Source organism: Ramlibacter sp. Leaf400, from assembly GCF_001424545.1.
In the GTDB taxonomy this organism is placed as follows: domain Bacteria; phylum Pseudomonadota; class Gammaproteobacteria; order Burkholderiales; family Burkholderiaceae_C; genus Ramlibacter.
In genome coordinates this window covers 219158-240870 of record NZ_LMQL01000011.1, presented here as the reverse complement: position 1 = coordinate 240870, position 21713 = coordinate 219158, and the positions used below count along the sequence as shown (strand labels likewise).

Annotated in this window: 18 protein-coding genes; 10 read left to right on the top strand and 8 right to left on the bottom strand. The window is 63.6% G+C overall.

Annotated features, from left to right (window positions below; translation table 11 throughout):
• The first annotated feature begins 4 nt into the window (after window positions 1-4).
• Window positions 5-3166 carry a BPTD_3080 family restriction endonuclease gene (locus ASG30_RS14780; RefSeq protein WP_055898143.1) on the top strand — a complete coding sequence of 1054 codons (3162 nt, stop codon included), beginning with the start codon at window positions 5-7 and terminating at the stop codon, window positions 3164-3166.
• A gap of 37 nt (window positions 3167-3203) precedes the next feature.
• Here ASG30_RS14780 and ASG30_RS22600 read toward each other — a convergent pair whose 3' ends face one another.
• Window positions 3204-3605, bottom strand: a complete 402-nt coding sequence (locus ASG30_RS22600; RefSeq protein WP_156385557.1) for a hypothetical protein — start codon at window positions 3603-3605, stop codon at window positions 3204-3206.
• 179 nt (window positions 3606-3784) lie between these two features.
• On the opposite strand from ASG30_RS22600, the gene ASG30_RS14775 reads away from it, so the two are divergent.
• From ASG30_RS14775 to ASG30_RS14750, 7 genes are all read left to right on the top strand, one after another.
• A complete protein-coding gene (locus ASG30_RS14775; protein WP_055898140.1) occupies window positions 3785-4135 on the top strand; it encodes an ATP-dependent DNA ligase in 351 nt (116 codons plus the stop codon).
• Between the two features lie 351 nt (window positions 4136-4486).
• Complete coding sequence (locus ASG30_RS14770) at window positions 4487-4792, top strand: hypothetical protein (RefSeq protein ID WP_055898137.1); 306 nt, start codon at window positions 4487-4489, stop codon at window positions 4790-4792.
• The gene (locus ASG30_RS14765; protein ID WP_055898134.1) at window positions 4793-5083 is read left to right on the top strand and encodes a hypothetical protein; all 291 of its coding nucleotides are present in this window, start codon (window positions 4793-4795) and stop codon (window positions 5081-5083) included.
• A 97-nt stretch (window positions 5084-5180) separates the two neighbouring features.
• Window positions 5181-6722, top strand: a complete 1542-nt coding sequence (gene gapS1 / locus ASG30_RS14760; RefSeq protein WP_055898131.1) for a GapS1 family protein — start codon at window positions 5181-5183, stop codon at window positions 6720-6722.
• A 518-nt stretch (window positions 6723-7240) separates the two neighbouring features.
• Window positions 7241-8872, top strand: a complete 1632-nt coding sequence (locus tag ASG30_RS22595; protein ID WP_162243740.1) for a hypothetical protein — start codon at window positions 7241-7243, stop codon at window positions 8870-8872.
• Window positions 8873-9022: 150 nt separating this feature from the next.
• Window positions 9023-10795 (top strand): DUF262 domain-containing protein, encoded by a 1773-nt coding sequence (locus ASG30_RS14755; RefSeq protein ID WP_055898128.1) that lies wholly within the window; start codon window positions 9023-9025, stop codon window positions 10793-10795.
• A complete protein-coding gene (locus ASG30_RS14750; protein ID WP_055898125.1) occupies window positions 10792-12951 on the top strand; it encodes a DUF262 domain-containing protein in 2160 nt (719 codons plus the stop codon). The genes ASG30_RS14755 and ASG30_RS14750 overlap by 4 nt, the downstream gene beginning before the upstream one ends.
• A 54-nt stretch (window positions 12952-13005) precedes the next feature.
• On the opposite strand, the gene ASG30_RS23210 is transcribed toward ASG30_RS14750, so the two are convergent.
• From ASG30_RS23210 to ASG30_RS14730, 6 genes are all read right to left on the bottom strand, one after another.
• Window positions 13006-13302, bottom strand: coding sequence for an HGGxSTG domain-containing protein (locus tag ASG30_RS23210; RefSeq protein WP_442965693.1), 297 nt, complete (start codon window positions 13300-13302; stop codon window positions 13006-13008).
• Window positions 13303-13521: 219 nt separating this feature from the next.
• On the bottom strand, window positions 13522-16062 hold the full coding sequence (locus ASG30_RS14745) for a YfjI family protein (protein WP_162243739.1): 2541 nt from the start codon (window positions 16060-16062) through the stop codon (window positions 13522-13524).
• Entirely contained in the window at window positions 16055-16666 is a 612-nt protein-coding gene (locus ASG30_RS22590) for a hypothetical protein (protein ID WP_156385555.1), read from the bottom strand. Before ASG30_RS22590 ends, ASG30_RS14745 begins: the two co-directional genes overlap by 8 nt.
• A gap of 359 nt (window positions 16667-17025) precedes the next feature.
• Entirely contained in the window at window positions 17026-17448 is a 423-nt protein-coding gene (locus tag ASG30_RS14740; RefSeq protein ID WP_156385554.1) for a hypothetical protein, read from the bottom strand.
• A complete protein-coding gene (locus tag ASG30_RS14735) occupies window positions 17445-18755 on the bottom strand; it encodes a tyrosine-type recombinase/integrase (RefSeq protein ID WP_055898116.1) in 1311 nt (436 codons plus the stop codon). The genes ASG30_RS14740 and ASG30_RS14735 overlap by 4 nt, the downstream gene beginning before the upstream one ends.
• Before the next feature lie 212 nt (window positions 18756-18967).
• Window positions 18968-19252, bottom strand: coding sequence for a hypothetical protein (locus ASG30_RS14730; protein WP_055898113.1), 285 nt, complete (start codon window positions 19250-19252; stop codon window positions 18968-18970).
• A 169-nt stretch (window positions 19253-19421) separates the two neighbouring features.
• Here ASG30_RS14730 and ASG30_RS14725 point away from each other — a divergent pair, with 169 nt between their 5' ends.
• Both ASG30_RS14725 and ASG30_RS14720 read left to right on the top strand, forming a co-directional pair.
• Window positions 19422-20408: an MlaD family protein gene (locus ASG30_RS14725; RefSeq protein WP_055898110.1), complete on the top strand. Its 987-nt coding sequence runs from the start codon at window positions 19422-19424 to the stop codon at window positions 20406-20408.
• Window positions 20409-20446: 38 nt separating this feature from the next.
• The gene (locus ASG30_RS14720) at window positions 20447-21019 is read left to right on the top strand and encodes an ABC-type transport auxiliary lipoprotein family protein (protein ID WP_055898107.1); all 573 of its coding nucleotides are present in this window, start codon (window positions 20447-20449) and stop codon (window positions 21017-21019) included.
• On the opposite strand, the gene ASG30_RS14715 is transcribed toward ASG30_RS14720, so the two are convergent.
• Entirely contained in the window at window positions 20959-21588 is a 630-nt protein-coding gene (locus tag ASG30_RS14715; RefSeq protein WP_055898105.1) for a cytochrome b, read from the bottom strand. The genes ASG30_RS14720 and ASG30_RS14715 overlap by 61 nt on opposite strands.
• Between the last annotated feature and the right edge of the window lie 125 nt (window positions 21589-21713).

The following is a 21713-nucleotide window of genomic DNA, read 5'->3' as shown; positions in this document are numbered from 1 at the left end:
GGCGATGACTCAGCAGATCAACGCCGTCTCCAACCCGATCATCAACTCCCCTTACCAGGAGCCGCGCCGCCACTGGCACATCGAAGAGGGGCAGCCGCCATCACTTCAGGATGGACGACGTCCGGCGAGCTACTTCCTACGCGTACCTCAAGGCGCGGCCCGAGGCCGGCGCGGTGCGGGCCAGGATGAGATGTTTGACGAGGACTTGAAAGGTAACGAGTACCTTCTGGACCTTGCCAATCTGCTCCGTCAACGGGTTCAGGAGTGGCGCGATCGTCAATACCAGGGTGCAACCAAAGTCACCCGGGAGCTGATTGAGTTGTGGCGCGCGCCGGACCGGCTGCACCCGCTGTTTTACGCGCAGCTCGAGGCCGCGGAGGCGGCGATCTTCCTCATTGAAGGGCCCGCCGATTTGCTCCAAGGCATTGATGTGCCCGTCGACGAGCCCGGACCGGCAGCCAAGAAAGACGGCTTCAAGGCCTTCCAACGAGTCGCGTTGAAGATGGCGACCGGGTCTGGCAAGACCACGGTGATGGGCATGCTCGCCGCGTGGTCCATTCTCAATAAGGTTGCCGACCCGCAGAATGCGGCCTACTCAGACACGGTTCTGATCGTCTGTCCGAACGTTACGATCCGGGACCGTCTGCAGGAACTCGATCCCGCGCGCGACGAGCTTTCGCTTTACCGTATGCGGGACTTGGTCTCGGCGCACCGGATGCCTGAGCTGCGCCGGGGCGAGGTGTTTGTGACCAACTGGCACAACCTCGAGCGGCGCGAGATGCGTGAAGTGAACGGCCAAGGTGCGCGCGTCGTTAAGCGCGGGCAGCCCGTGGACAAGATCCGCACCATCAAGGTAACGGCTGCGGCTACTGCAGAGAATATCCGCCATCAGGCCACCGTCGGCGCGTTCGAAGTTCTAGGCGTCGAGAGTAAGCGCGACGGCACCCTCAAGGCGGTAACCGTCAGGGAGACCCAGTACCTGGAAAGTGATGCCGCCTTCCTTAAGCGCGTGCTCGGTGGCCGGAAGGGACGTAGCTCGGCCATCCTAGTCATGAACGATGAGGCGCACCACGCTTACCGACGGGGCAGCATCGAGCAGGCCGATCCATTCGGTGAGGAGGACGAGACAACAGAAGCCAACGTCCGTGAGGCCACGGTTTGGATCGAGGGCTTGGATCGCATCAACAAGGCGCTCGGCGGGCGTGGCAATGGCATCCGGCTCTGCGTGGATCTTTCCGCCACTCCCTTCTATATTCAGGGCAGCGGCAACGAGGTCGGGAAGCCATTCCCATGGGTGGTATCTGACTTCAGCCTGCTCGAGGCTATCGAGGCCGGGCTCGTGAAGGTTCCGCAATTGCCGACAGAAGACGGCTCGGGAGAGGAAGTGCCGCGCTACTTCAACGTTTGGCGTTGGGTGCAGAAGCAGGCGCAGGGGGACGGTCTGATCGGTCCAGTGACGGTGGCCGAGGTCATGCGCTACGCCACTGCTCCCATTGTCACATTGGCCTCTAGCTGGCGGGAGACACTGGCCACCTGGCGTCGGCACTTCGCCGAAGGAAACCGGCGCCACGACGTGCCTCCCGTGTTCATCATTGTCTGTCGCGACACGACTATTGCCAAGTCGATGTACGCCTGGCTCGCTGAAGGCGATGCGCAGCACGGAGCTGGTGTGCCCGAGTTCCGCAATGCGCCTGGCGCTGAGATGACGATCCGCATCGATAGCAAGGTGGGCGAAGATATCGCCGCCGGTGGCACGAGCGACGAGACGCGGCGCCTGCGCTTCGTGCTGGAGACGATTGGCAAGACCGAATGGCCCGGGCGTAAGGTTCCGGAGGAGTACGCGGCGCTCGTTGAGCGCCACAACCGGAAGGCGCTTGAGGATGAGGGAAGCGGCCTCGTGGCGATCAACCCGGACGTGCCGCCGGGACGTAACGTGCGTTGCATCATCTCGGTGGCCATGCTCTCTGAAGGCTGGGACGCAACGACTGTCACGCACGTCGTCGGTCTGCGGCCATTCGGATCGCAGTTGCTGTGCGAACAGGTCGTGGGGCGCGCGTTGCGGCGGACGTCATACACCGTTGTGCCTGAAACGGGGCTATTCGCGGAGGAAACGGCGCAGATCTTCGGCGTACCCTTCGAGCTGATCCCGTTCAAGGTGGAGGGCGGCAAGCCGCAGCCCCCGTCGCCGCCAGCGAATCACGTCTACGCCGAGGCGGATCGTGCCGAGTACGAAATTGAGATCCCAGTCGTTGAGGGTTACCAGGACCCGGGAATCGTGCAGATCAAGGTGAACTGGGATCGCGTGGGCGAACTGGTGCTCGACTCCGAAGAGGTGCCTGACGACGTTCTGCTGCGGGGCCTGACGACACACGACGGGCGGCTGATCGCCTTTGGACCGGGGGCCCCGGCGCGCGTCAATCTGCAGGCGTGGCGCGCGGGCGTGCGTGTGCAGCAGGTTGCGTTCGAGTTGGCCAAAGTGCTGGCCCGGAAGTGGCAGGAAGATCGTGGAGACGCGATACCGACTCATCGACTCTTCCCGCAGACGCTGGACGTGGCAACCCGTTTCATTGCAGGGCACGTCACGCCGGTAGGGTCGAGAGCGAAGCAGGACTTGGCTATCAATCCGTACTTCGTGAAGGCGGTCGCGATGCTGGTCAACGCGATGGAGGCGGTCGATCGGGGTGGCGCCAGTCAGGAGAAAGCGGTGTTCGCTCCGGGAGCTGCCGGTATGCGCTCTACCCGCATGGTGGACTTCCACACCGGCAAGCCGCTGCACGATGTTCGTCGCTGCCATCTCAATGCGGCGGTGTTCGACTCCGACTGGGAGCGCCAAGCGGCCGAAGTGCTCGGCTCGCATCCAGCTGTTGTCTCGTGGGTCAAGAATGACAGACTCGGGCTCGTGATTCCTTACCGAAAGGAAGGTACGCCCAGGAAGTACCTCCCCGATTTCGTTGTCGAACTGGTGAATGGGGATCTGCTTGTGGTCGAAATCAAGGGGCAGATCGGCGATGCGATGATCAAGAAGGCGGCGGCGGAACGCTGGTGCACGGCTGTCAGCAACAGCACTCGGTTCGGGCGCTGGTCTTACCGGCTTTGCTTCGGCTCGGGTGACCTGAAGTCCTCACTCGACAAATTCGCGTCGAGCGTCGGCGCAATGCCGGCCTGACTCTTGGCGGCAGCGCAGCTCCCGCAGTTGGGCGGGGCTACGCCTGCCCTGGGCGCGGACCTATATCGAAGGGCGAGGGCGCAAACTTGTGACTGCAGACCTCAGCGATCTCGCGTGCCTTGCGCATGAAAGGATCGTTGAGGCCAGACCAGTTCGCACCAACGCAGTCCAGGTCGGGAGTGTCCGGAGCGATTTTGTGCGCGATCGATCGTGCATTGAAGATTAACCCGTGCCCTGAAGAAATCGGGCCCGCCTCAAGCACTACGCGGCGGCTAGCGATGACGAGGAGGAAGCGGTGAAACCTACCGCTATCACGGACGTCGGCATCACAGTAGTAGGTTGCCTTGACCGCGATCCGCGGTACGAATCGAACCCAAAGCTTCGGGTCGGTTCCGAGAAAAAATGCGAGTAGCTGGTCGGTTTGGTCGATGTGCGGCATGGCGGCTGCTCCAAGGGTGGGCCCTGAAAGGTACAAGTCCGCTGCGCAACCGGAGAAATCCTTGTGGCCTTGCGGGCGAGCGTGTTTTTCGCTAGCGAGCAAATGGGGCGCTGCGCGCGGCGGGCACGCCCTGAAGCCATTACCACGACAATTTGCGCAGGAAGCTGCCTGTGCGGCCAATGCTCGCGGGCAACGGCGAGCACGCGCCGTTCTCGCACTCGGACTGGATCTTCGAGATCAAGTACGACGGCTACCGCATGCTGGCGGAGTTCGTGGCAGGGCAGGTTCGGCTGCGCACGCGGCAGGGCCAGAACTGCACCAGTCTGGTTTCCAGAGACCACTCTCGTGCCTTGAGCACGTTCGAAGGCGGCCCTTTCCGTGTAAACGGCGGTGTGTGCGTTCTTGACGACCTCGGGCGCTCAGCCTTCAACCGCCTCCAGGCCCGCGCGCGGAGAAAGTGCCGCTACCCCTGGCGGGACCCGGTGACCTACTGCATTTTGACCTTCTGCATGCGGGGCGTGCGCTGTTGACCTTGCCCCTGGTGCTGTGGAAGGGGCTGCTCGGAAGGGGCTGCTCGCGCAGCTATTCACGCCCAAGCCGACTCACGATCTGCTGGTCGTCGAGAGCATTCCAGACTGCTGGCCCGGACCTCTATTCGGCAGCGTTGAAGCTGGAACTGGAGGGACTTGTCGCCGAGCGGTGCGACAGCTCCTACCTGCCCGGTGAACGATCCCACAGGTGGCGCAAGCTGAAAGACCCGGCGCGGTACCGGCGGAGCGCTTCGCGAGCAAGCGGCAACGGCTGACCTGACCTGTCCATTGTCTGGTGTGGCGCCAAGCCAGAGCTTGCGGTGGATGCTGTATGAACGTACAGTGTCAACCATGGACGAGAGAACCTACACCGTTGCCCTCCTGGCAGAAGGCGTGCCGGCCAGCGAGAGGATTGCCGCCGAATTGCGCTTCATCGGGGCGCTAGAACGGGCCCTGGGCGCTCCGGAGACCGTCGCCGACACCTACAACGCGTGGATTGCCGCCAGCGAGTCCCAGGCTGACGAGATCGACAAGCACACCGCCGAGTTGGCCGTCCGCTGGCCCCAGGTCTACCAAGCAGCGGCGCAGGCCGGCCTCCGTGGAGTGAAGGGCGTCCAAGAGGCCCATTTCGAGCTGCGGCTCGCGCGTGGCGCGTGAGTGTTCGCCAAGGTGCACTTCGGGTACCGCGACGGGGTGCCACTGGCAAGCGGCCATGCTGCCCCACCGGTCTACGGCAAGATGATCAGTGAGCGCGTCCGCGGTATCCAGGCGGTCAAGCTGTGGCCACACAACTTCCCCATGAACGCCAGGACGAAGCATAGCGAGCCGTTGGCGGCGCTGTGGCGCCCCGAGGCCAGTTGCTTTCTCGAAATGGAGTTCGGGCTGACCGGGCTGGTGCGCATGGCGAAGGGGCAATCGGTTGCCCAGCGCTGGCATGAAGTTCGCTGACAGCGAGCGCGAGCGCGGTCAGGCGCGAACGCAGCGCGGATAGCAGCGTCCTGCTCTCGAAGTGGGCAAGGCTCGGCTCCGTGCGAGACTTCAGTCCATGACAGCCCCGAGCGACGAAACTCCTGTCGCCACCCGCGCGCTAGACCAGCCACCCGCCCGCCCCGACCTCGAAGTCGGCGTGGAGGTCCGCCGAATTCGCAAGTACCTACGCCACTACAGCGCCCGGTCGGTGGTGGCCTTGGCGCTTGACGAGCTGTGGACCGATCGCGGCTCGAAGATGGAGAACCTGCGTTCGGCACCTTGGATCACGCTGCTGCTGGTGAAGTGGGCGCTGCAAGATCGCACGATCAGCATGAAAGTCGGCCAGCGTATGCCCGCGGCGGTTTTTGATGCGCTGCGGCAGCAACTCTGGGAACTGCCCGCATGGCGTGGACGCCCGGACCGACCGCTTCGCCTTGCCGCCATGATTCGCCCCATGCTGCAGCAGCAGCTTGAATATCAGCGGGCGCACGGCTGGGGCTTCTTGCGCTGGCCTGCCCTGATCGCGCGGTTGCCGGTTGGTGCCAGATTGGCGCAGCATTTCCGGGAGACGCTGGGTATGGACCCAGACACCTACATCGACCTGTCATTCGCCCTGTACGCGAGCGTGGTGAATGGCGAGCAGTCCATCCCGAGCCACTACTTGTACCCCCTGCGTCAAAATTACGGTGGTGCGGTCGACCGCCTGCTGGAATTATTTGTGCGTGATCTGCCAGCGCTGCGGGATGAACTGCAGAAGCCAGAGGCGCAACAGGTCCGCGGTCGCGCGGAACTTTACGAGTTCGCCTACTTGCGCCGCTTCCCATTCGTGCGGCTGAAATCTGGTGTCATCACGTGTTGGCACCCTATGGTGCTCGCACGTGGACTGGAGGACGCCGTTCACCTGCGGCTGTCGGACCGCGGCGAACAGTACACCCGGCCATTCAGCCGCCTGTTCGAGGCCTACGCGACCGAGTTGGCGGTGGAAGCTGCTCCGCAGGTTGTCACCGAGGTCGAGTACGAGGGCGCGATGGGAAGTGAGGCACCGAAAGTCGAGGCCGTCATCCAGGAGGACGGGTGCAACGTGCTGGTGGAAGCGAAGATGGCTCTTTTTGCTGACCCCGTTCTAGTCACGGACGATGCGGACACGATGTACCGAAAAACGAAGCGGGTGTACGAGGCCGTGCACCAAGGCTGGAAGGTAACGCGCGCGCTGGGCCAGTCTACAAACCCCTTCCACCGTGCTGGCGTGGTCAACTATCTTCTGGTGGTCACCAGCCGACAACTGCACCTGGGTCACGGTGGCAACCTGACCAACCTTTATCCCACCGACAAGTTGGACTACCCCGATGAGAACGCGGCCGCGCGGCTGCCGCTGAACAACGTGTTCATCCTGTCCATCGAGGAGTTCGAACGCACGATGGGTGCGGTTCAAGCCGGCGACGTGAAGCTGCCGGACCTGCTGCGCAAGGCCGCCCGTGACAACGGCGATCCAGTCGAGGGCCGGATGTACTTCTCCCACTACCTGGAGCAGCACGTCAAACGGTACCAGACGCCGGTGCTTATTGCTGACGCAGTGGAGCGGTCGAAGGAGAGGCTGGCGGCAATGAAGGACGCTTGACTCGATCCAGTAGAGGACGAGGCTGGAACAGGGACAAGTGCACTGGCCCCGCGCTCACCACCACGACGTGAGCCCGAAGGCGCGCACGCGCTCCATCGGCGAACCCGGGAGAACGGCGGACGCGCAGGTCCGGGGCTGCTATGCACTTCCCTCGGGCACCGCGGTGCACTCGAGCGCGACTGAACTTGCGCGATTCGCCTGACACCGATCAGCGCGTCGTGACGCGCTGGGACTTCATGGCACGCTGGGCTTTCGTAGGTTTTGGTGGTGATCCCCCCGCCCGGCCTAGCAAGGAACTTTCCCGAATGAGGGGAGGAAGGCACCATCAAAACCAACGAAACGTGGGCGGCAGTGGTGGACGAACGCTGCCCCGCGGTTGTGCGTGGTCGCACGACGATTCCGATATCGACCTGAGAGCTCGTGGATTGCGCCGATCTTCAAGGGCCGCGATGCTACAGCGGGCAACGTAAATGTGCGTTGGCCGGCTATGACATGACCTTTGACTGAGTGCCGAAGAAGTGAAAGCAGATGCTGAGCGGCCAACCCGCAAGCTAGGATTCGCGTACTTTGCCGATGGAAATTCTCTCGTGGGTCGCAACAAGTTCCTCTTCTCGCCGTCTGCCCGGCTTTATCAGCAGTCGGAAAACTTGGCCAGCTTTCTGCTGGAGAGCTATTTAGACGACGATGCCCCCTTGGCCGAGCCGGCGGCTGTTCTAGTCAGGACTGAAGCATCGCGACTGACAGATGAGTGCGCCCGCAAGAGAGCGGTTGAAGTTGCATGGAACCACTTGGTGGCAGTCGGAAGCGCCCTTGACCCCCGGTCAGTCGTACCAGGGCTGCTTGAGGCAATCGAGCAGTACTACTATGGCATGGGCCCGATCAAGGATGCCGTTCCGTGGCTCGGCCCAGCCTTGAAGACGGCGACGAGCGTGATATGGGCGAATCAGACCGTCATAGGGCCCAGCACGAAGGCGCACAACCAAGTCCGGCGGCTGGTGGCGGCTGCTGCCGCGTGGGAACAACTGGCCCTCTATGACGCACAGGCGCGCGCACTAGAACTTGGCCCGGCGGAATTTCTTCCCTCGGGAATCCGGGTAGTGCGGGAGGAGGACAGAGAAGTTAGGAAAGCATGGAGAGCCTCGGCGCTCGCACGCGGCCTTGCACACCGAACCTTGCAGAACTCCAGAGACGTAATTTGGAACGACGTCAGCCAATTCATGGAAGCGGTGGCCGCAGTGCTGGGTGGCGAGCAGCCTTCTCGCATCCCCCTATTCCAGGGCACGGTCTTTGAGCAGATCGAACCTCAGCCGAATTTCTGGCTTGGTCTTTCTGTCCGCCTTCATCTGTTGGCGCACGCTATGCAGTTTCGTCGCCTAGGCCGACCCGACAGCACGCCCGGGATTTCGCTCTTCGAGCCCTTCGCGTCCACGTCCAGCTTCATCGGCGAGGATCCAGAGACAGTCAATGCCGCCGTCCGAGCAATGTTTTGGCAGCGTGAGTGGCATAGAGGACGCTTGGCGAGGCGCGATTCCCTATCCAATATGGTCGTGGAGAGACCAGCGATGCGGATTGACGATCGGACCTTTGCGGTCGCAATGACGCACATTGGCGATTCAATCAATGGCTTCGTTGAGCATTCGGTCCTTGGCTACACAGGATATGGCGGCGTGCCGGTGTCGCAAGAGGCTTTCCGGCGGTTTGTGTCCCAGCCGTTCGAAGACCGTGTTATCGCGTACTTCAGCGAGCGAGGCTGGAAGGCCGACCACATCTCGGAGGGCGGCGCATGGTCAGGAGCTAGGCTCTGCCACTTGGCTGGCCAGCGGATTCCGGGTGAAGTCGACGTACTCGCGAAACACCCCCGGGCTCGTATGGCGATCTTGGTCGAGTGCAAGGTGCTTGCGTTGCCATTCAACGCCACGAAGCTCTTGAACGTGGCGCAGAAGCTCGGTCACGTCGATGCGGAGGGCTTCCACCGGAAATTGGAGATGAAGGCCGAATGGCTGCGAGGTACACCAGACTTTGCCGACGTCCAAGTGATACCGATGCTGGTTGTTGACGATTGGGCATTTCTTGGAAGTACCGGACCTAATCCAGTGGTTGACGTGGACGCTTTGCCAGGACTAATTGATGAGTGCGGGCGCCATGGATGACGACCCGCGTTAAGTGAGAAGGGGCTAGCTCCGGACATTCTGGTCCCGAAACCAATGCGGACCGCCGCGCATTTTTGCCCGGGGCCATCATCCGCACCAGTTTGTGGAACACTGCCATGAGCAGCGGTCAAGAAGAAGGAAGCAGAAAGAATGCAGGCGAACGAGTTGGAACTCAGGTCGGTGGAGACACTGCGGGCGGAAACGTTCATCGTCCCCGCTTACCAGCGTGGTTACCGCTGGACTCGGCAGCAGGTGGTTGAATTGCTGGAGGACGTCTGGGAGTTCGCGCGAAGGGGGGGAAGGGCTCGTGGCGAGTTCTACTGCCTCCAACCGGTGGTAGTCGCGGCGAGTCCCGAGGGAGGATGGGAAGTTGTTGACGGTCAGCAGCGGCTGACCACGTTGCATCTGCTGCTCTCACATTTCAATGAAAGAAAGGCAGAGAAGTACCGGTACAAGTCTTTCGAGATGTCCTACAAAACCAGGCCTGCCAGCGCCAAGTTCCTCCAACGTGTCCGCCCGGAGGATGCCGCGGAAAACATCGACTTTTTCTACATGGCCGAGGCTGCAGCCGCGATTGAGGCATGGTTCGAGGAGCGCTCCAGCATTGTCGAGGATTGCGAGTCGACGTTCCGAAATGACGTCAAGGTGATCTGGTACGAAATCACCGGCGACGTTAGGCCTACCGACGTGTTCCGACGGCTGAACGTGGGCAAGATACCGCTCGCAGACGCTGAGCTGGTGAAAGCTCTCTTTCTGCGGGCGAGCAACTTCAAGGGTGAAGACGGGCGGCTGCAGCAGATGCGGCAACTGCAGATCGCCTCTGAGTGGGATGCGATCGAACGGCGCTTACAAGACGACGATTTCTGGTACTTCCTGACCAACTCCTCTCGCGAGTCAAACCGCATCGACCTTATTCTCCGGCTTTGCGCAGATTCTCAGCCTGCAGCGAAGGGCTCGGCACCTTGGAACGAGGATTCCATCTTTCACGCATTCGATCACCGGCTCCGGCGCGAGGGCTCCAATGCATGGCAGGAGTGGGCACAAGTCAAGCGGGTGTTTCTCACCCTGGTCGAGTGGTTTGAAGATCCGGTGCTGCATCACCTGGTCGGCTTCGTGGCCACCCAGTCGAGGGTTCGTTCGCATGACGCGGTCTTGGAAGTGACTCAACTGGCCGAAAGGGCGGGGAGTAAGCAGGAATTTCGCGCGTTGCTAAAGCAGGGAATTCGCGCGCTGCTCTTTCGACGCTCTTGGAAGTCAGGCTCTGGCGAACCCCTGCGCGACTTTATCCGTGAGGACCTCGCCGGCCTAGAGTACTCGCCCGACCGCGTACGGATACGTGCCGTACTACTCCTCTTCAACCTTGTCACGCTGATGGCAAGCGGATCGAACATGCGTTTCCCGTTCGGCGCCTACAAGCGTGAGAGATGGGACATCGAGCATATCCGCTCCGTGGCTTCTCGGATGCCCGAGCGTGTCGATGAACAGAAGGCTTGGCTCGCGAGGGTAGTCGACTTCTTCGGGGGGGCTAACCGCGGGAACCTGCTAATCGACCGCGCAGACGCCCTTGTCCGGGCCGAGAAGTTCGATGGCCCGGCGTTCCGCGACCTGTTTGAGAAGCTCCGCGAGCAGCATGATCCCGGACAGGACGTGGACGTGGATAACAGTATCGGCAACCTCACGCTGCTCGATGCGGAGACTAATCGAAGTTACGGCAACGCAATGTTCCCACTTAAAAGACGGCGTGTGATCGAGCGCGACAGGACCGGCGGCTTCGTTCCCCTGTGCACCAAGAACGCCTTTCTCAAGTACTACAGCACGGACGTGGATCGCATGCTGATGTGGAATAAGACGGACAGCCAAGCACATGCCGAGGCCATAGTGGAGCGACTGGCCACGTTTTTCGAGGAAGGGCATTTGGCGTGAGCAACGGCCAACAGCATACTTTTGCAAGCCTGATGGTTGACGTGGATTTCATCGAGATTCCCATCCTCCAGCGCGACTACGCACAGGGCTCCCAGGCGGCTGCGGAGATCCGGGATGCCTTCCTCGACAACTTGCGCAGCGCGCTCACCGGTACCGCCGCGCCGCTCGACTTGGATTTCATTTACGGCAGCATCCAGGGTAGGACGCTGTCCTTGCTTGACGGCCAGCAGCGGCTCACGACTCTTTTTTTGCTCCATTGGTATCTCGCCCATCGTGACGGCGAGGCCGAGGACTTCCGGCGGCGGTGGGTTTCGGCTTCGGAGGGGCGCTCTCGCTTTTCTTACGCCACGCGCCCGAGTGCAACTGAGTTCTTCGACGCGATTGCAACACGATCGTTTTCGCTTCCGACCGCGGGACGACTGTCTGAGACACTGCAGGACGAGAAGTGGTTCTTCGACACATGGTTGCGGGACCCAACCGTACGCTCCGCGTGCGTCATGCTTGACGCCATCGATCACTATTTCGGCGAACACACGGGGCTATACGGCAAGCTCGTCGACGAGCGGCTAATAACGTTCCACTTTCTTGAGCTCCGTAACTTCGGCTTGTCCGACGACCTCTACATCAAGATGAACGCTCGGGGCAAGCCACTCACGCCCTTCGAAAATCTGAAGGCGTGGCTGGTGGAGCGCGTCGCTGGAAAGCCGTGGGCGAACGACTTCGATACCAAGCTGGACCAGTCCTGGACAGACTTCTTCTGGACCTTGGCGCGCCGCGGGGGGGCGCAGCATCGAGCGACGTTTGACGAGCTGTTCCTGCGATTTTTCTATGTCGCGGCATTTCTCCAGGCATGCGAGATGGTGCCCGGAAGCTTTTACGCACTGCCCGCGGACGGCAGGAACTGGATCACTACGTTACGTGACGTGCCTGCGCAAATACCGCTGCGTGAGCTCGAATCGCACGGAGCCCTGTCCGCTGACGCGCTGGGCGATCTGATGTGTTCGCTGGATCACTTCGCGAGCAAAGAAGGAGCACATCACGTCCCGCTTTTGCGGAGTGTATTGGTCCAACGGCCGGAGTACGACGACCTATTGAAGCTTCACGCTCTAATCGTCTTCCGGCGGAAGGTCGCCAATTCGCAACCTGACCTCTCGCTAGCACCCGCGCAACTCGACGCATGGCTTCGAGTGACTACCAATCTCATCCGCAACAGCCGCATCGAGGAGCCGGGGGCCGCCGTGCAGGCTGTGAGAGGGTTGACGACGCTATCGGGCCATGCGCTGTCGCTGTACGAGCATTTATCGCAAGGCGTGCCGGCCGGCCTTGGATTCTCGCGTGAGCAGGTGGAGGAGGAGGTACGCAAAGCGGCGTTGATCGTGGCGGATCCATCTTGGGAGCCATTGCTCCTGCGCGCCGAAAGTCACTGGTATCTCCAGGGGCGCATTGGCTTTCTCTTAGAACTCGCTTCCGTTTCGGCGTCGGCTCCCCCGGATCCGTCAAGCTTCGAAAAGTACGCGTCGGCTTTGGCCGATGTTCTCACCAGGGAAAATTTGACGTCGCGCGACTTCATCCTCCAACGCGCTCTGCTCTCGTTGTACGACTTCATGCCTGCGGCATCCGGCGGCAACCACACGTTCTGCATTGCCAATGCCACGTCGTACCGCGATCGGCTTGAAAACTGGCTGCCTGTCGTCCAAGACAAGCGCTTTCGTCAACTGCTGGACGTCGTCGTGCGTCGTGGGGCGGACGCGCTCCCGCACTTGGTAGAGAACAGTGGCGCCTCTGACTGGCGCGCCTACCTGATTTCGAATCCTGCGTTGATGAGTTATTGCGGCGCTCGAATGGTCCGCCACTCCGGAGCGGGCGACATCTTGCTATTGACGAAGACACGGCTTACCGGCTTCCACGCCGAACTTCGTAGCCTCGCTCTCAATGAGGAACTCCGGCGGCGGCTCAAGCAAGGCGAACTCGACGGCGTACAGGACGTGCGCTACCGTGATGTTCATGGTGACGACCGGCCCGAGCTAATCCTTCGCGCAGGCGCCGATTACAGGATCAGTTGGTCTGGCGGCATCTGGAAGTGCTCTCGCGAGACAGGCGAGGCTGCGCCATTGCCGGAGGCTGTCGTGGCCATCGCCGCGGGCTACGCAGCCTGAGAGGATCTCATCCATCGGTAGGGCCTGCGTCTACCTTGACGAGAACACCGGCCGTTAACGCCGGGGCCGCGGGCACCCACGCCCGAACAGACCAAGGTGCCGAGCGAGATATTCCAGATGCTTGATCCTTTTGGCGGCTGCGCGGTGCGCCCCCCGGACGGCCTTGGTCTCCTGGCCATGAGTGGTTCTGGTCGCGGCGCACTTCTCGAGGCCGGCCTGCGTACGTGGCCCGGTGGACTTGCCCCCGTGAAACTTGCACACCAGCTTGCCCTTCATGGCGGGCGCCCGACACTGGTTCCCGGTTCGCTTCGAGCGGGCTTGACATTGCGCGCAGGTGATGCGGTCACCCATGGTGGTCATCACGGCGGATCTAGGTGTTGGTGGGATGGACATGGCGGTGAACAGTTCCAAGGGGAGCGGCGGCGAGCCGCGGGTGCTTTTTTCGCAGGACCTCATGGACGCGGCGCGCTGCAGGGTGGTTTCGTAGGTTTTGATAGTTACCCCCTACTGCGTTTTGCGTCAGTCTCGACCTTTCCGTGCCGCTACAAGGGTGGGGGGCGCCATCAAAACCTACAAAAGGTCGGCCGAGATGCCGGCGGCGATCAAGTACCTGGTCGTCGGCCGGCCACCGCCGGGCTTCCGGTCATCGTGCTCGATCAGCCAGCCGAGTTCCACGAGCGCGTCCAGGGCGGCCTGCATCTGTTCATCTCGCCCTAACCCCGACCAACATTTCTGCTTCAGCGTCCGGCGGCTGAAGCCAGTTGCAATGGCGCCGTTGAGCAGCTTCTCGGCGAGCACGCGTGCCGCGCCGTAGTCGTGGCCGTACATCGAGCCGTACACCCGGTGTGCGTGCGCCTTCAAGTAGCTGGCGAAGCCGATGGCCCTCTCGGTGCAGCAACGGCATACCTTCCCCGGCTGGCAGTCCAGCAGATGGAAAAGGAGCGCGAGTGCGGGTACCAGACTGCGGTACTTCGCGAAATGGCTTTGCCGCGACGAGTCCAGCCTGCCCGACTTCACCAGTTTTTCGTTGGCCAAGTACCAGACGTTGAACGTCTGCTGGGCATCTCCCGCGAAGTGAACCATCGTCGGCTGGTCCCCGGCTTCGCCATTCACGTGCATCGTGTTGCCGGTCGCGCGGTGCAGGTCGTCCATGGCTCGGTGGTAATTGCCCATGGCTTGAGCGTCGGGTGACCGGTCCACCAACTGAAATTCGCCAGTGCAGTCCGGCCACACCAGGAGCTGGAACCGCTGCAGTAGCCCGTCGCTCTTTTCTCCCCGCTGCGCCTCACGCACGTACGACTTCATCAATTCCGGCTGGAAGCCACCGAACATCGTTAACGAGTAGCGGGGCAGCACGATCGCGCCGCGACCGATTCGGTCGAAGCTGTACCCGGAGTTGCCGCCCCAACCGGTTAGGAAGAAGCCACGGGCGGCCTCTTGACCGGGCGCGTCGAGCCCCCGTAGCAGACCCGACAGCTCGTCTGCCAGGGCGAGAACGCCGCGAGGGTTGTCCGCCAAGATCTGGCCGAGGGCCTGGTAGGTCGTATCGTGCACCACAATGCGCTGTAGCTTCGGCTCGGGCGGCGGGCCGACGGGCGCCTCACCGGCCTTGTCTTTCTTCCACGCCTCGAACGCCTTGTCGTACTGCGCCTTCTCGGCTTTGTAAAGCTTGTACTCCAGCCCGAATTTTTCGCGCGCACGCTCTTCGAGGTGCCGCAGCGGAACGTGGGCGACCTGCATGGCGGGCGTCTTCTTCGTCCCGGGGTCGCCGACGATGGCTCCCCAGAGTGCCGGGAACACGGTCCACGTTTCGTCCTTGGCCATCGGCCAGATGCCGAGCCGGTTTCCCACGATTGCTCCGGCGGCGGTGAGCATCGACACGGCGAGGTAGTCAGCTGGGCACTGCAGGCGTTCAGCCGCGTCGACAACCGCTGGGGCGATGGCTCTCGGGAGAAGGTCGGCCGACAGATGCGGAACGGGCTTGAGCGCGGGCGGCAGCTTCTGGGGCCCAGCCGGCGGTGAAGCTGTCGGCGGGGCCGATTGGTTTTCTACGAGGTCACGCAAGGCGTGCCAGTCGCGCCCGGTGCAACTGTCGTGGAAGCACTTGAATCCGAGTCGCCCTTCCTGGCCGCGGTAGACGGCAGATTTCTTGGGCCCGTGCGCCGGGTCAAAGGGGCAGCGGTCCAGGTGGAGCCACTCATTGCCGTCGGTCTTCCGCTCGAGGGTGAACGGAATGCCCAGCTTCGCCATGAACGCGTCAAGGTCAAATCCCGCGCCCGCCGCCATCGATCGGGCTTCACCGTTCTGCAGCCAGGTCGGCATCGGCCCAAGCGGCCACGGCCGCGAGGACGGGCCGGCGAGTTGCATGAGTGCTTCTGACGGAACGACCCGACTTTGCTCGGGCACGCGGAGCACCCTTGCCCGCCGGTGGGGCGTGGCAGGCGTGTCGGCCCCCTTGTTTGCGACCGTGCCGTACAGCTTGATGATCCGCCCGGCGTTACCCATCGACTTGTCGATCTTGACGCTGCCGGTGCTGAACTTGACGTCGAGCGAATGCAACCCAGCCTCGACGAGCCTGCGCGATTCGTCATCGTTCGGCAGATCGATCGAGTACAGCAGGTGTACGCCGTTGCCAGAGGCGCATTCGATCGGATCAGGCCATCCGCGGGCAGAGAGATATGCCTTGATAGTTTTGCCGAGCTCCTCGGCTTCTCGCAATTGCGCGTCAGTGGCCGATGTGTCGGCGGGCCTGGCGGGATCGAGGTCGATCGGGAAGAACTCGCGTTTCTCTATCGAGCTGTTGCCAACGAGGCCGGTCGGCGACCGCTCCAACTGGTTTACCGCGGCATGGTTGTGGTCGTTTCGAATCGGGTTGAGGTTGACGTACACCGCCCGCCCGCCGGCATTCCGCTCCAAGGCGAGGGCGATCATCTCGCCCAGGTGCGCTCGATCGAAGAGCCCCGCGTCGACAAACGTCCGGCCCTGCCTCTTGTGCAGGAGGCGGAGCTCGAAGCGGCTGCGGTTACCCCAGAGAAGATCGATCGCGCGCCGAATTTCCTGCGCCTCTGGCACCGCCGCCAGCGAAGCCTCTCCATACTCGTGCTCAATCATCACGAACTCCCGAGGCATCGTCCCAGTCGGGCGCGCTTTTCTCGGCGACTTTCAATCGCTCCACGATGTGATCGAGCTCGCCCACGTTCTCCTTCCGAGTAATCAGGTACCCACGCGTGGCCGGCAAGCCGCCACAGGCGTCGTGGCCACCACAGTATGGAGAAAGCCTGATCGGCAGATCGGCAATCACAAAGCCAGCTGCAACGAGTGCGAGGCGCTGGTCCGGCTCCACGTGGGAGTAGCTCTCGTTCAGCAGAAACTCCGCCCCTGTGCTGCTGACGCATAGACTGCATTTTTCTAGGTAGACAATGTCAAGCAACCTTTCGCAGAACTTGAGCTTCGCCTTGCGTCGGTAAATCGGCTGAAGCTCTGCAGCGTCGAAGAACAGAACGGCCCGGCGCTCTCGAACCAGCACCTCCAGGCATCGGTGATCCTCAGGCTGTCGAAAACGGCGTGCAGTGCGACTCGAGGTCGTGTGAAGCCCGAAGTACGTGTAGTTCTCGTAGAAACGGGCTGGATGGGCCGCTTCGATCAAGATGTAATCTCGCTTGATCGCCCCACAGGAGGCGCGGTACGGCGGGCCGTAGCGAAGAAGCTTTCTCACTTCACGGCCCCCTTCCTGGGATAAGGTGCTTGCGCGAAACCGGCTGGATCGCTGGCCCAGCGGCGCACTTCACCAAGGCGCCAAGCCGTGATGTTGGCCGAGACCTTCACCGGAGCGGGAAACTTGCCTGATCGGCACTTTCGCCAGTGGGTGGGCGCTGACCAGGGAACGAGCCCGCTCGAAATGAGCAGGGCCAGGCGGACAAGAGCGTCGTCGGGGAGATGGTCAATCCCCGGTGCTTGCAGTGAACTCACGTTGCACCCTCATGGAAATTCATGAGGCATTGTTGGATGCAGACGGCCCGCTACGCGCGCCTGCAGCTAGCACTGCGCGATCGCCCTGCTAGCAAACCGCGCGGCTCACTTTTGTCGTTGAGCGCGATACAGGGTGATCTGCCTGCGCGCCCAAGAAGGAGCGCGACCGAGGCCCCGAATTGCTTTCACTGCGTCGGCTGCGCAGAGGTCGAGCCGCCCTGGGTACCGGGGGAGGTTCTTGTCCAGCCAAGCGAAGAGGAGCTGCTGCTTCTCGTCTGCTTGCGCTCTCGCGCGCTCCCGCGACTTCCCCTGGTTGGCCAGCGCGCGCATTGACTTCGCATGATCAATCGTGAAAACGACCAGTTCGAAAAGAACTTCAGTTGTGATCTGGCGGCGCAAGGCTTCGTCGATCTCCTGCTCTTGCAGCACGTGCCGGTAGAGCCGGGTCGCGACGTTCCGCGCCTTACCGTCCCCTCCATGATTGCCGCCGACGTCATCGCGAAGAATCGCAGAGCTACGACTGGTCATGCTGCATCCCTCCGCAGGCTGGCAACCTTGGTGCTGGCGAGAGCACTCGGGCGGTCCAGGAAGTTCGCCCACTCGGTCATCATCTGGCGGCGCTTCTCGAGCAAGTCGGTGCGTTCGTACGCTTCCTTCACCCGATCGCCGACGGCGTGGCCTGACGCTGCCTTCCGAATGTCGTCGGGGTACCTCGTGCGCTCGGCTGCCCAGTCGCGGAAAGTGCTCCTGAACCCATGTGGCACCGCGTCGACAGGCAATTCGCCCCGTTCGCGCATTCCCCGCATGAGCTGGGAAAGAGCCATGTCGGAGAGAGGACCGCCGCGCGGACTCGGGAAGATCACATCCTGGCCGGCAATGCGAGGCACCGCCTTCAAAAGCTCGATCGCCTGCCGAGGCAGTGGAACGCGGTGCTCCTGCCTGGTCTTGGTATGGGCGGCAGGGATGATCCAGAGCTTTTGGCCGAAGTCGATCTCCTGCCAGCACGCAGCCCGCACCGAGCCAGACCGCACCGCGGTCACGATCAAGAATTCCAGGGCTCGCGCGCTGATGCTGTCATTCGCCCTCAGCTTCGGCATGAAGTCGCCCACCAGCGAGTAGGGCAGGGCCGGGTGGTGGGTGGCTTCCTGCAGCTTGCGCGGGGAGGGCAGTTGGGTGTCGAGGTAGCCCTTCCAGGTTGCCGGGTTGTTGCCGGTGCGGTACTCGTTGACCGTCGCGTAATCAAGGACCGCCTTCAAGCGGCCGAGCAGTCGGTTTGCGGTTTCGCTCTTGACGTACCAGAGCTTGCCCGGCTCTCCGTCTGGGCACTCGGTCTGCTGCAGCAGCACATCGAGCACATCGCGCATGGTGACTTCGGCGACGAGCATCTGGCCGATCACCGGGTACGCGTACGTCTGAAGCGTCGCAGCCCACTGCTTTCGGTGCTTGTCGTTCGAGTAGTCCCGGCTGTGGGCCTCCATGTAGGCTTCGGCGCATTCCGTGAAGGTCTTGCTCCTGGCGGCTGCCGCGATTGCAGCACTGCGCTGCGCGCGCTTCTTGGCGCGGAGATCGACACCCTGGCGGGCTTCAGCGACCAACTTCTTGGCCGCTTCGCGCGCCTCGGCCAAGGAAACTTGCGGGTAGGGGCCCAAGCCAACCACCTGCCGCTGCCCGGCAACCCGAACGCGCAGAACCCAGGAACGTGGCGTGGGCGCACCCATCTGCGCAGGCGCCCGAATCTGCAGCAGCAGACCCGCCACACCCCCCACAGCGTGCCAGCCGACCATCCGGAGTCGATTTACTTCGACCGGGCTGAGCAGTTTCGCGATCTTGGGCATAGCGCACCCACCTACATATCCAAACATGCATTGTCGCGTTGCGTGCCATGATTCACCGTGACGCAACGGTCTCACCTGTTTCAGAGGGAAAAAACGAGAGTTCGATGCGTAGTGGAGCTTCCTGACCCCCTACATGGGCGGACTCCGTCTCCGCCAGCAACCCCAAGAAAGCGGCCTTCCGGCCGCTTCTTTCTTTTCAGGCGCCGTTGCGCCTACGGGCGCCGCCGGATCCGCGCCGCCACCTGCTCGAGCATCTCCGCAGCCCTGGCATCCGACCCGACGGGCCACGTCTCCACCAGAACGGCGCAACGCTCCCTCTCGATGGCGATGATCTCGGCCGCGATCAGGTTCACCTGCTCGTTGCCGTAGGGCGGGGGGCCGCCTACCGGTTGATGGGTTGCCCCGGCGTTCTCCTGCTGGACAGCGCGGGCTGCAGCTTCGTCCTCGGCGTGGCGCCGCCAGCGTTCGTTGGCGGCCTTGGTGTGCTGCGTGTCCATGATGGCGCCTCCTGGGCTGCTGCTCGCAGCCGGCTCGTCAACGCGAGTGTGCGCGCCTGGCGGCTCTTGCGCAGCGCGGGCACAAAAAGTTTCCAGTGGCCGCGCCGCGCTCGCCTTGCCTCAGCGCAGAGGGGCTAGATTTCCCTGCAGTCCTGCACTGGAGAACGCCATGGCCCTGACCACTGAACGGCGTGCCGCGCTCGCCTTCGCCTGCCTGCTTCTCCTCGTCGGCGCGGGCGTGCTGGCGTGGTTCCTCCTCGCGTCGGCCCGCGCCACCGCCTACGAGATCCGCACCGGGGACGCGGTCTCGGGCCTCATCGCGGGGGCGCCCGTCGAGTTCCATGGGGTCGAAGTCGGCCACGTCACGAACGTCGCGCTGCTCGGGCCGGCGGCGGTGCGCATCCGCATCGAGGTCGACCGCAAGACCCCCATCAGTTCGGCCACGGTGGCCATGGTGTCCAGCCGCGGCCTCGCGGCCCGGGGCTTCACCGGCTACGTCTACATCAGCCTGGACGACCGGGGTCCCGCCGGCGCGCCGCTGCACCGCGCCGGCGACGGTCCGGCGGTGATCGCCACCGGGCCTTCGCAATCGGCCAGCCTGGACACCGTCATCGTCGACATGAACCGGGCCGTGCAGGCCACGTATGCCACGCTGCGCGAAGCCCTGGACGCCGAGACGGTCGCCGACCTCAAGCAGACCACGCGCTCGCTTCGCCGGCTGACCGAGACCCTGGCCGCCGACCGCGGCCGGCTGGAAGCGATCCTGGCGAGCACGGAGGCCACGAGCCGCCGCCTGCCCGCGCTGCTGGACCGGGGCAACGCGCTGGCGGCCCGGCTGGAGTCCGAAACGCTGCCGCGCACCGTGCTCACGCTGGAGGCGATCGACCGCGCGTCGACTTCGATCGGCGGGCGCATGGAAACCTTCATGGACCGGACGCAGCAGGCCGGCAGCCGCATCGAGCCGCTGCTGGTCACCAGCGGCGAAGTGGCCCGTTCGCTGCAGGCCGACCTGCTGCCCCAGGCCGACCGGACGCTGCGGCGCCTGGAGCGGCTGTCGCTCACTCTGGACGAGACGGCCACCACGCTGCGCCGGGATCCTTCGGTGCTGCTGCGGGGGCCGTCGCCACCCGCGCTCGGCCCTGGCGAGGAGCAGTGACCGTGCGGCGTGTTGCCGCAAGGCGGGCGCGATTCGCGATGACGTTTGCGGTCGTGGCCCTGGCGGGTTGCCTTCGTGCGCCGCCGGCGCAGGTCCACCTGGCCCTGCTGGACAGGGTGCCCACGGAGGTGGTCCGGGCCGCGCCCCTCGCGCAGGCGCTGCTGGTGCACCGGCCCGAGGCCCGGCCGCTGCTGGACACGGTGCAGATCGCCTACCGCACGCGTCCGCACGAGGTGGCCTACTTCGCGCTGAACCGCTGGGCCGAACGACCCACGGAGATGCTGCACCCGCTGCTCGTGCGCACCCTGGAGCGCGGCGGCCGCTTCGCCGCGGTGCTGGTTCCGCCCGGCGGCGGGAACGCCCGGTTCTCGCTGCGGACCGAGGTCGTCGAGCTGGTGCAGGACTTCAGCGTGGCGCCGCCGGTGCTGCGCCTGGCGATCGGCGTGCGCCTGACGGAGGAGCCCGGTGGCAAGGTGCTGGTCGCCCGCGAGATCCGCCGCACGCAGGCCATGGAGCGGGGCACGCCGGCGGCCGGCGTGGCCGCCGCGAATCAGGCGGTCTCCGATGCGCTGGCGGAGCTGGCGCGGCTGGTGGCGGAGTCCACCTCGTAGCGTCCGGGCAGCATGCGCCGCAGCGAGTCGTCGCGCAGCACGAAGTGGTGCCGCAGCGCCGCGGCCGCGTGCACGGCGACCAGCAGCGCGAAGGCGTAGGCGAGCCACTGGTGGACGGCCACCCAGGCGTGGAAGTGCTGTTCGTTGACCGGCACCAGCGCGGGCAGGTCGAACAGGCCGAGCACGCTCACCGGGTAGCCGCCGGCCGAGGACATCAGCCAGCCGCTGAGGGGGATGGCGACCATGAAGCCGTACAGGCACAGGTGGGCCAAGCGGGCCGCGAACCGCTGCCACTCGGGCAGCCCCGCGGCCAGGTGCGGCAGCGGGTTGGCCGCGCGCCAGGCCAGGCGCAGGGCAACCGCGATCAGCGCGGCGACGCCCACGGCCTTGTGCAGCAGGATCCAGGTGATCTTCGTGCGATCGAAACCGACATCGGGAAGCCCGACCATCCAGACGCCCGAGACGAACAGCGCGAGCAAGGCGAGGGCCATCGCCCAGTGCAGGACGATGGCCACCCAGCCGTAGCGTGTCGCGGTGTTCATGAAGGCGGCGGGTTGCGGCCGGTCCATGGATCGCAGGATAGGGGAGGCGGGGAGGGCGGCAAGGACAGCCGTGGCCAGGACGCCGATCCCGCGCAAGAGAGATCAGGGAAGCACTGGATCCCGCCTTCGCGGGAATGACGGGGTCCGTGCGT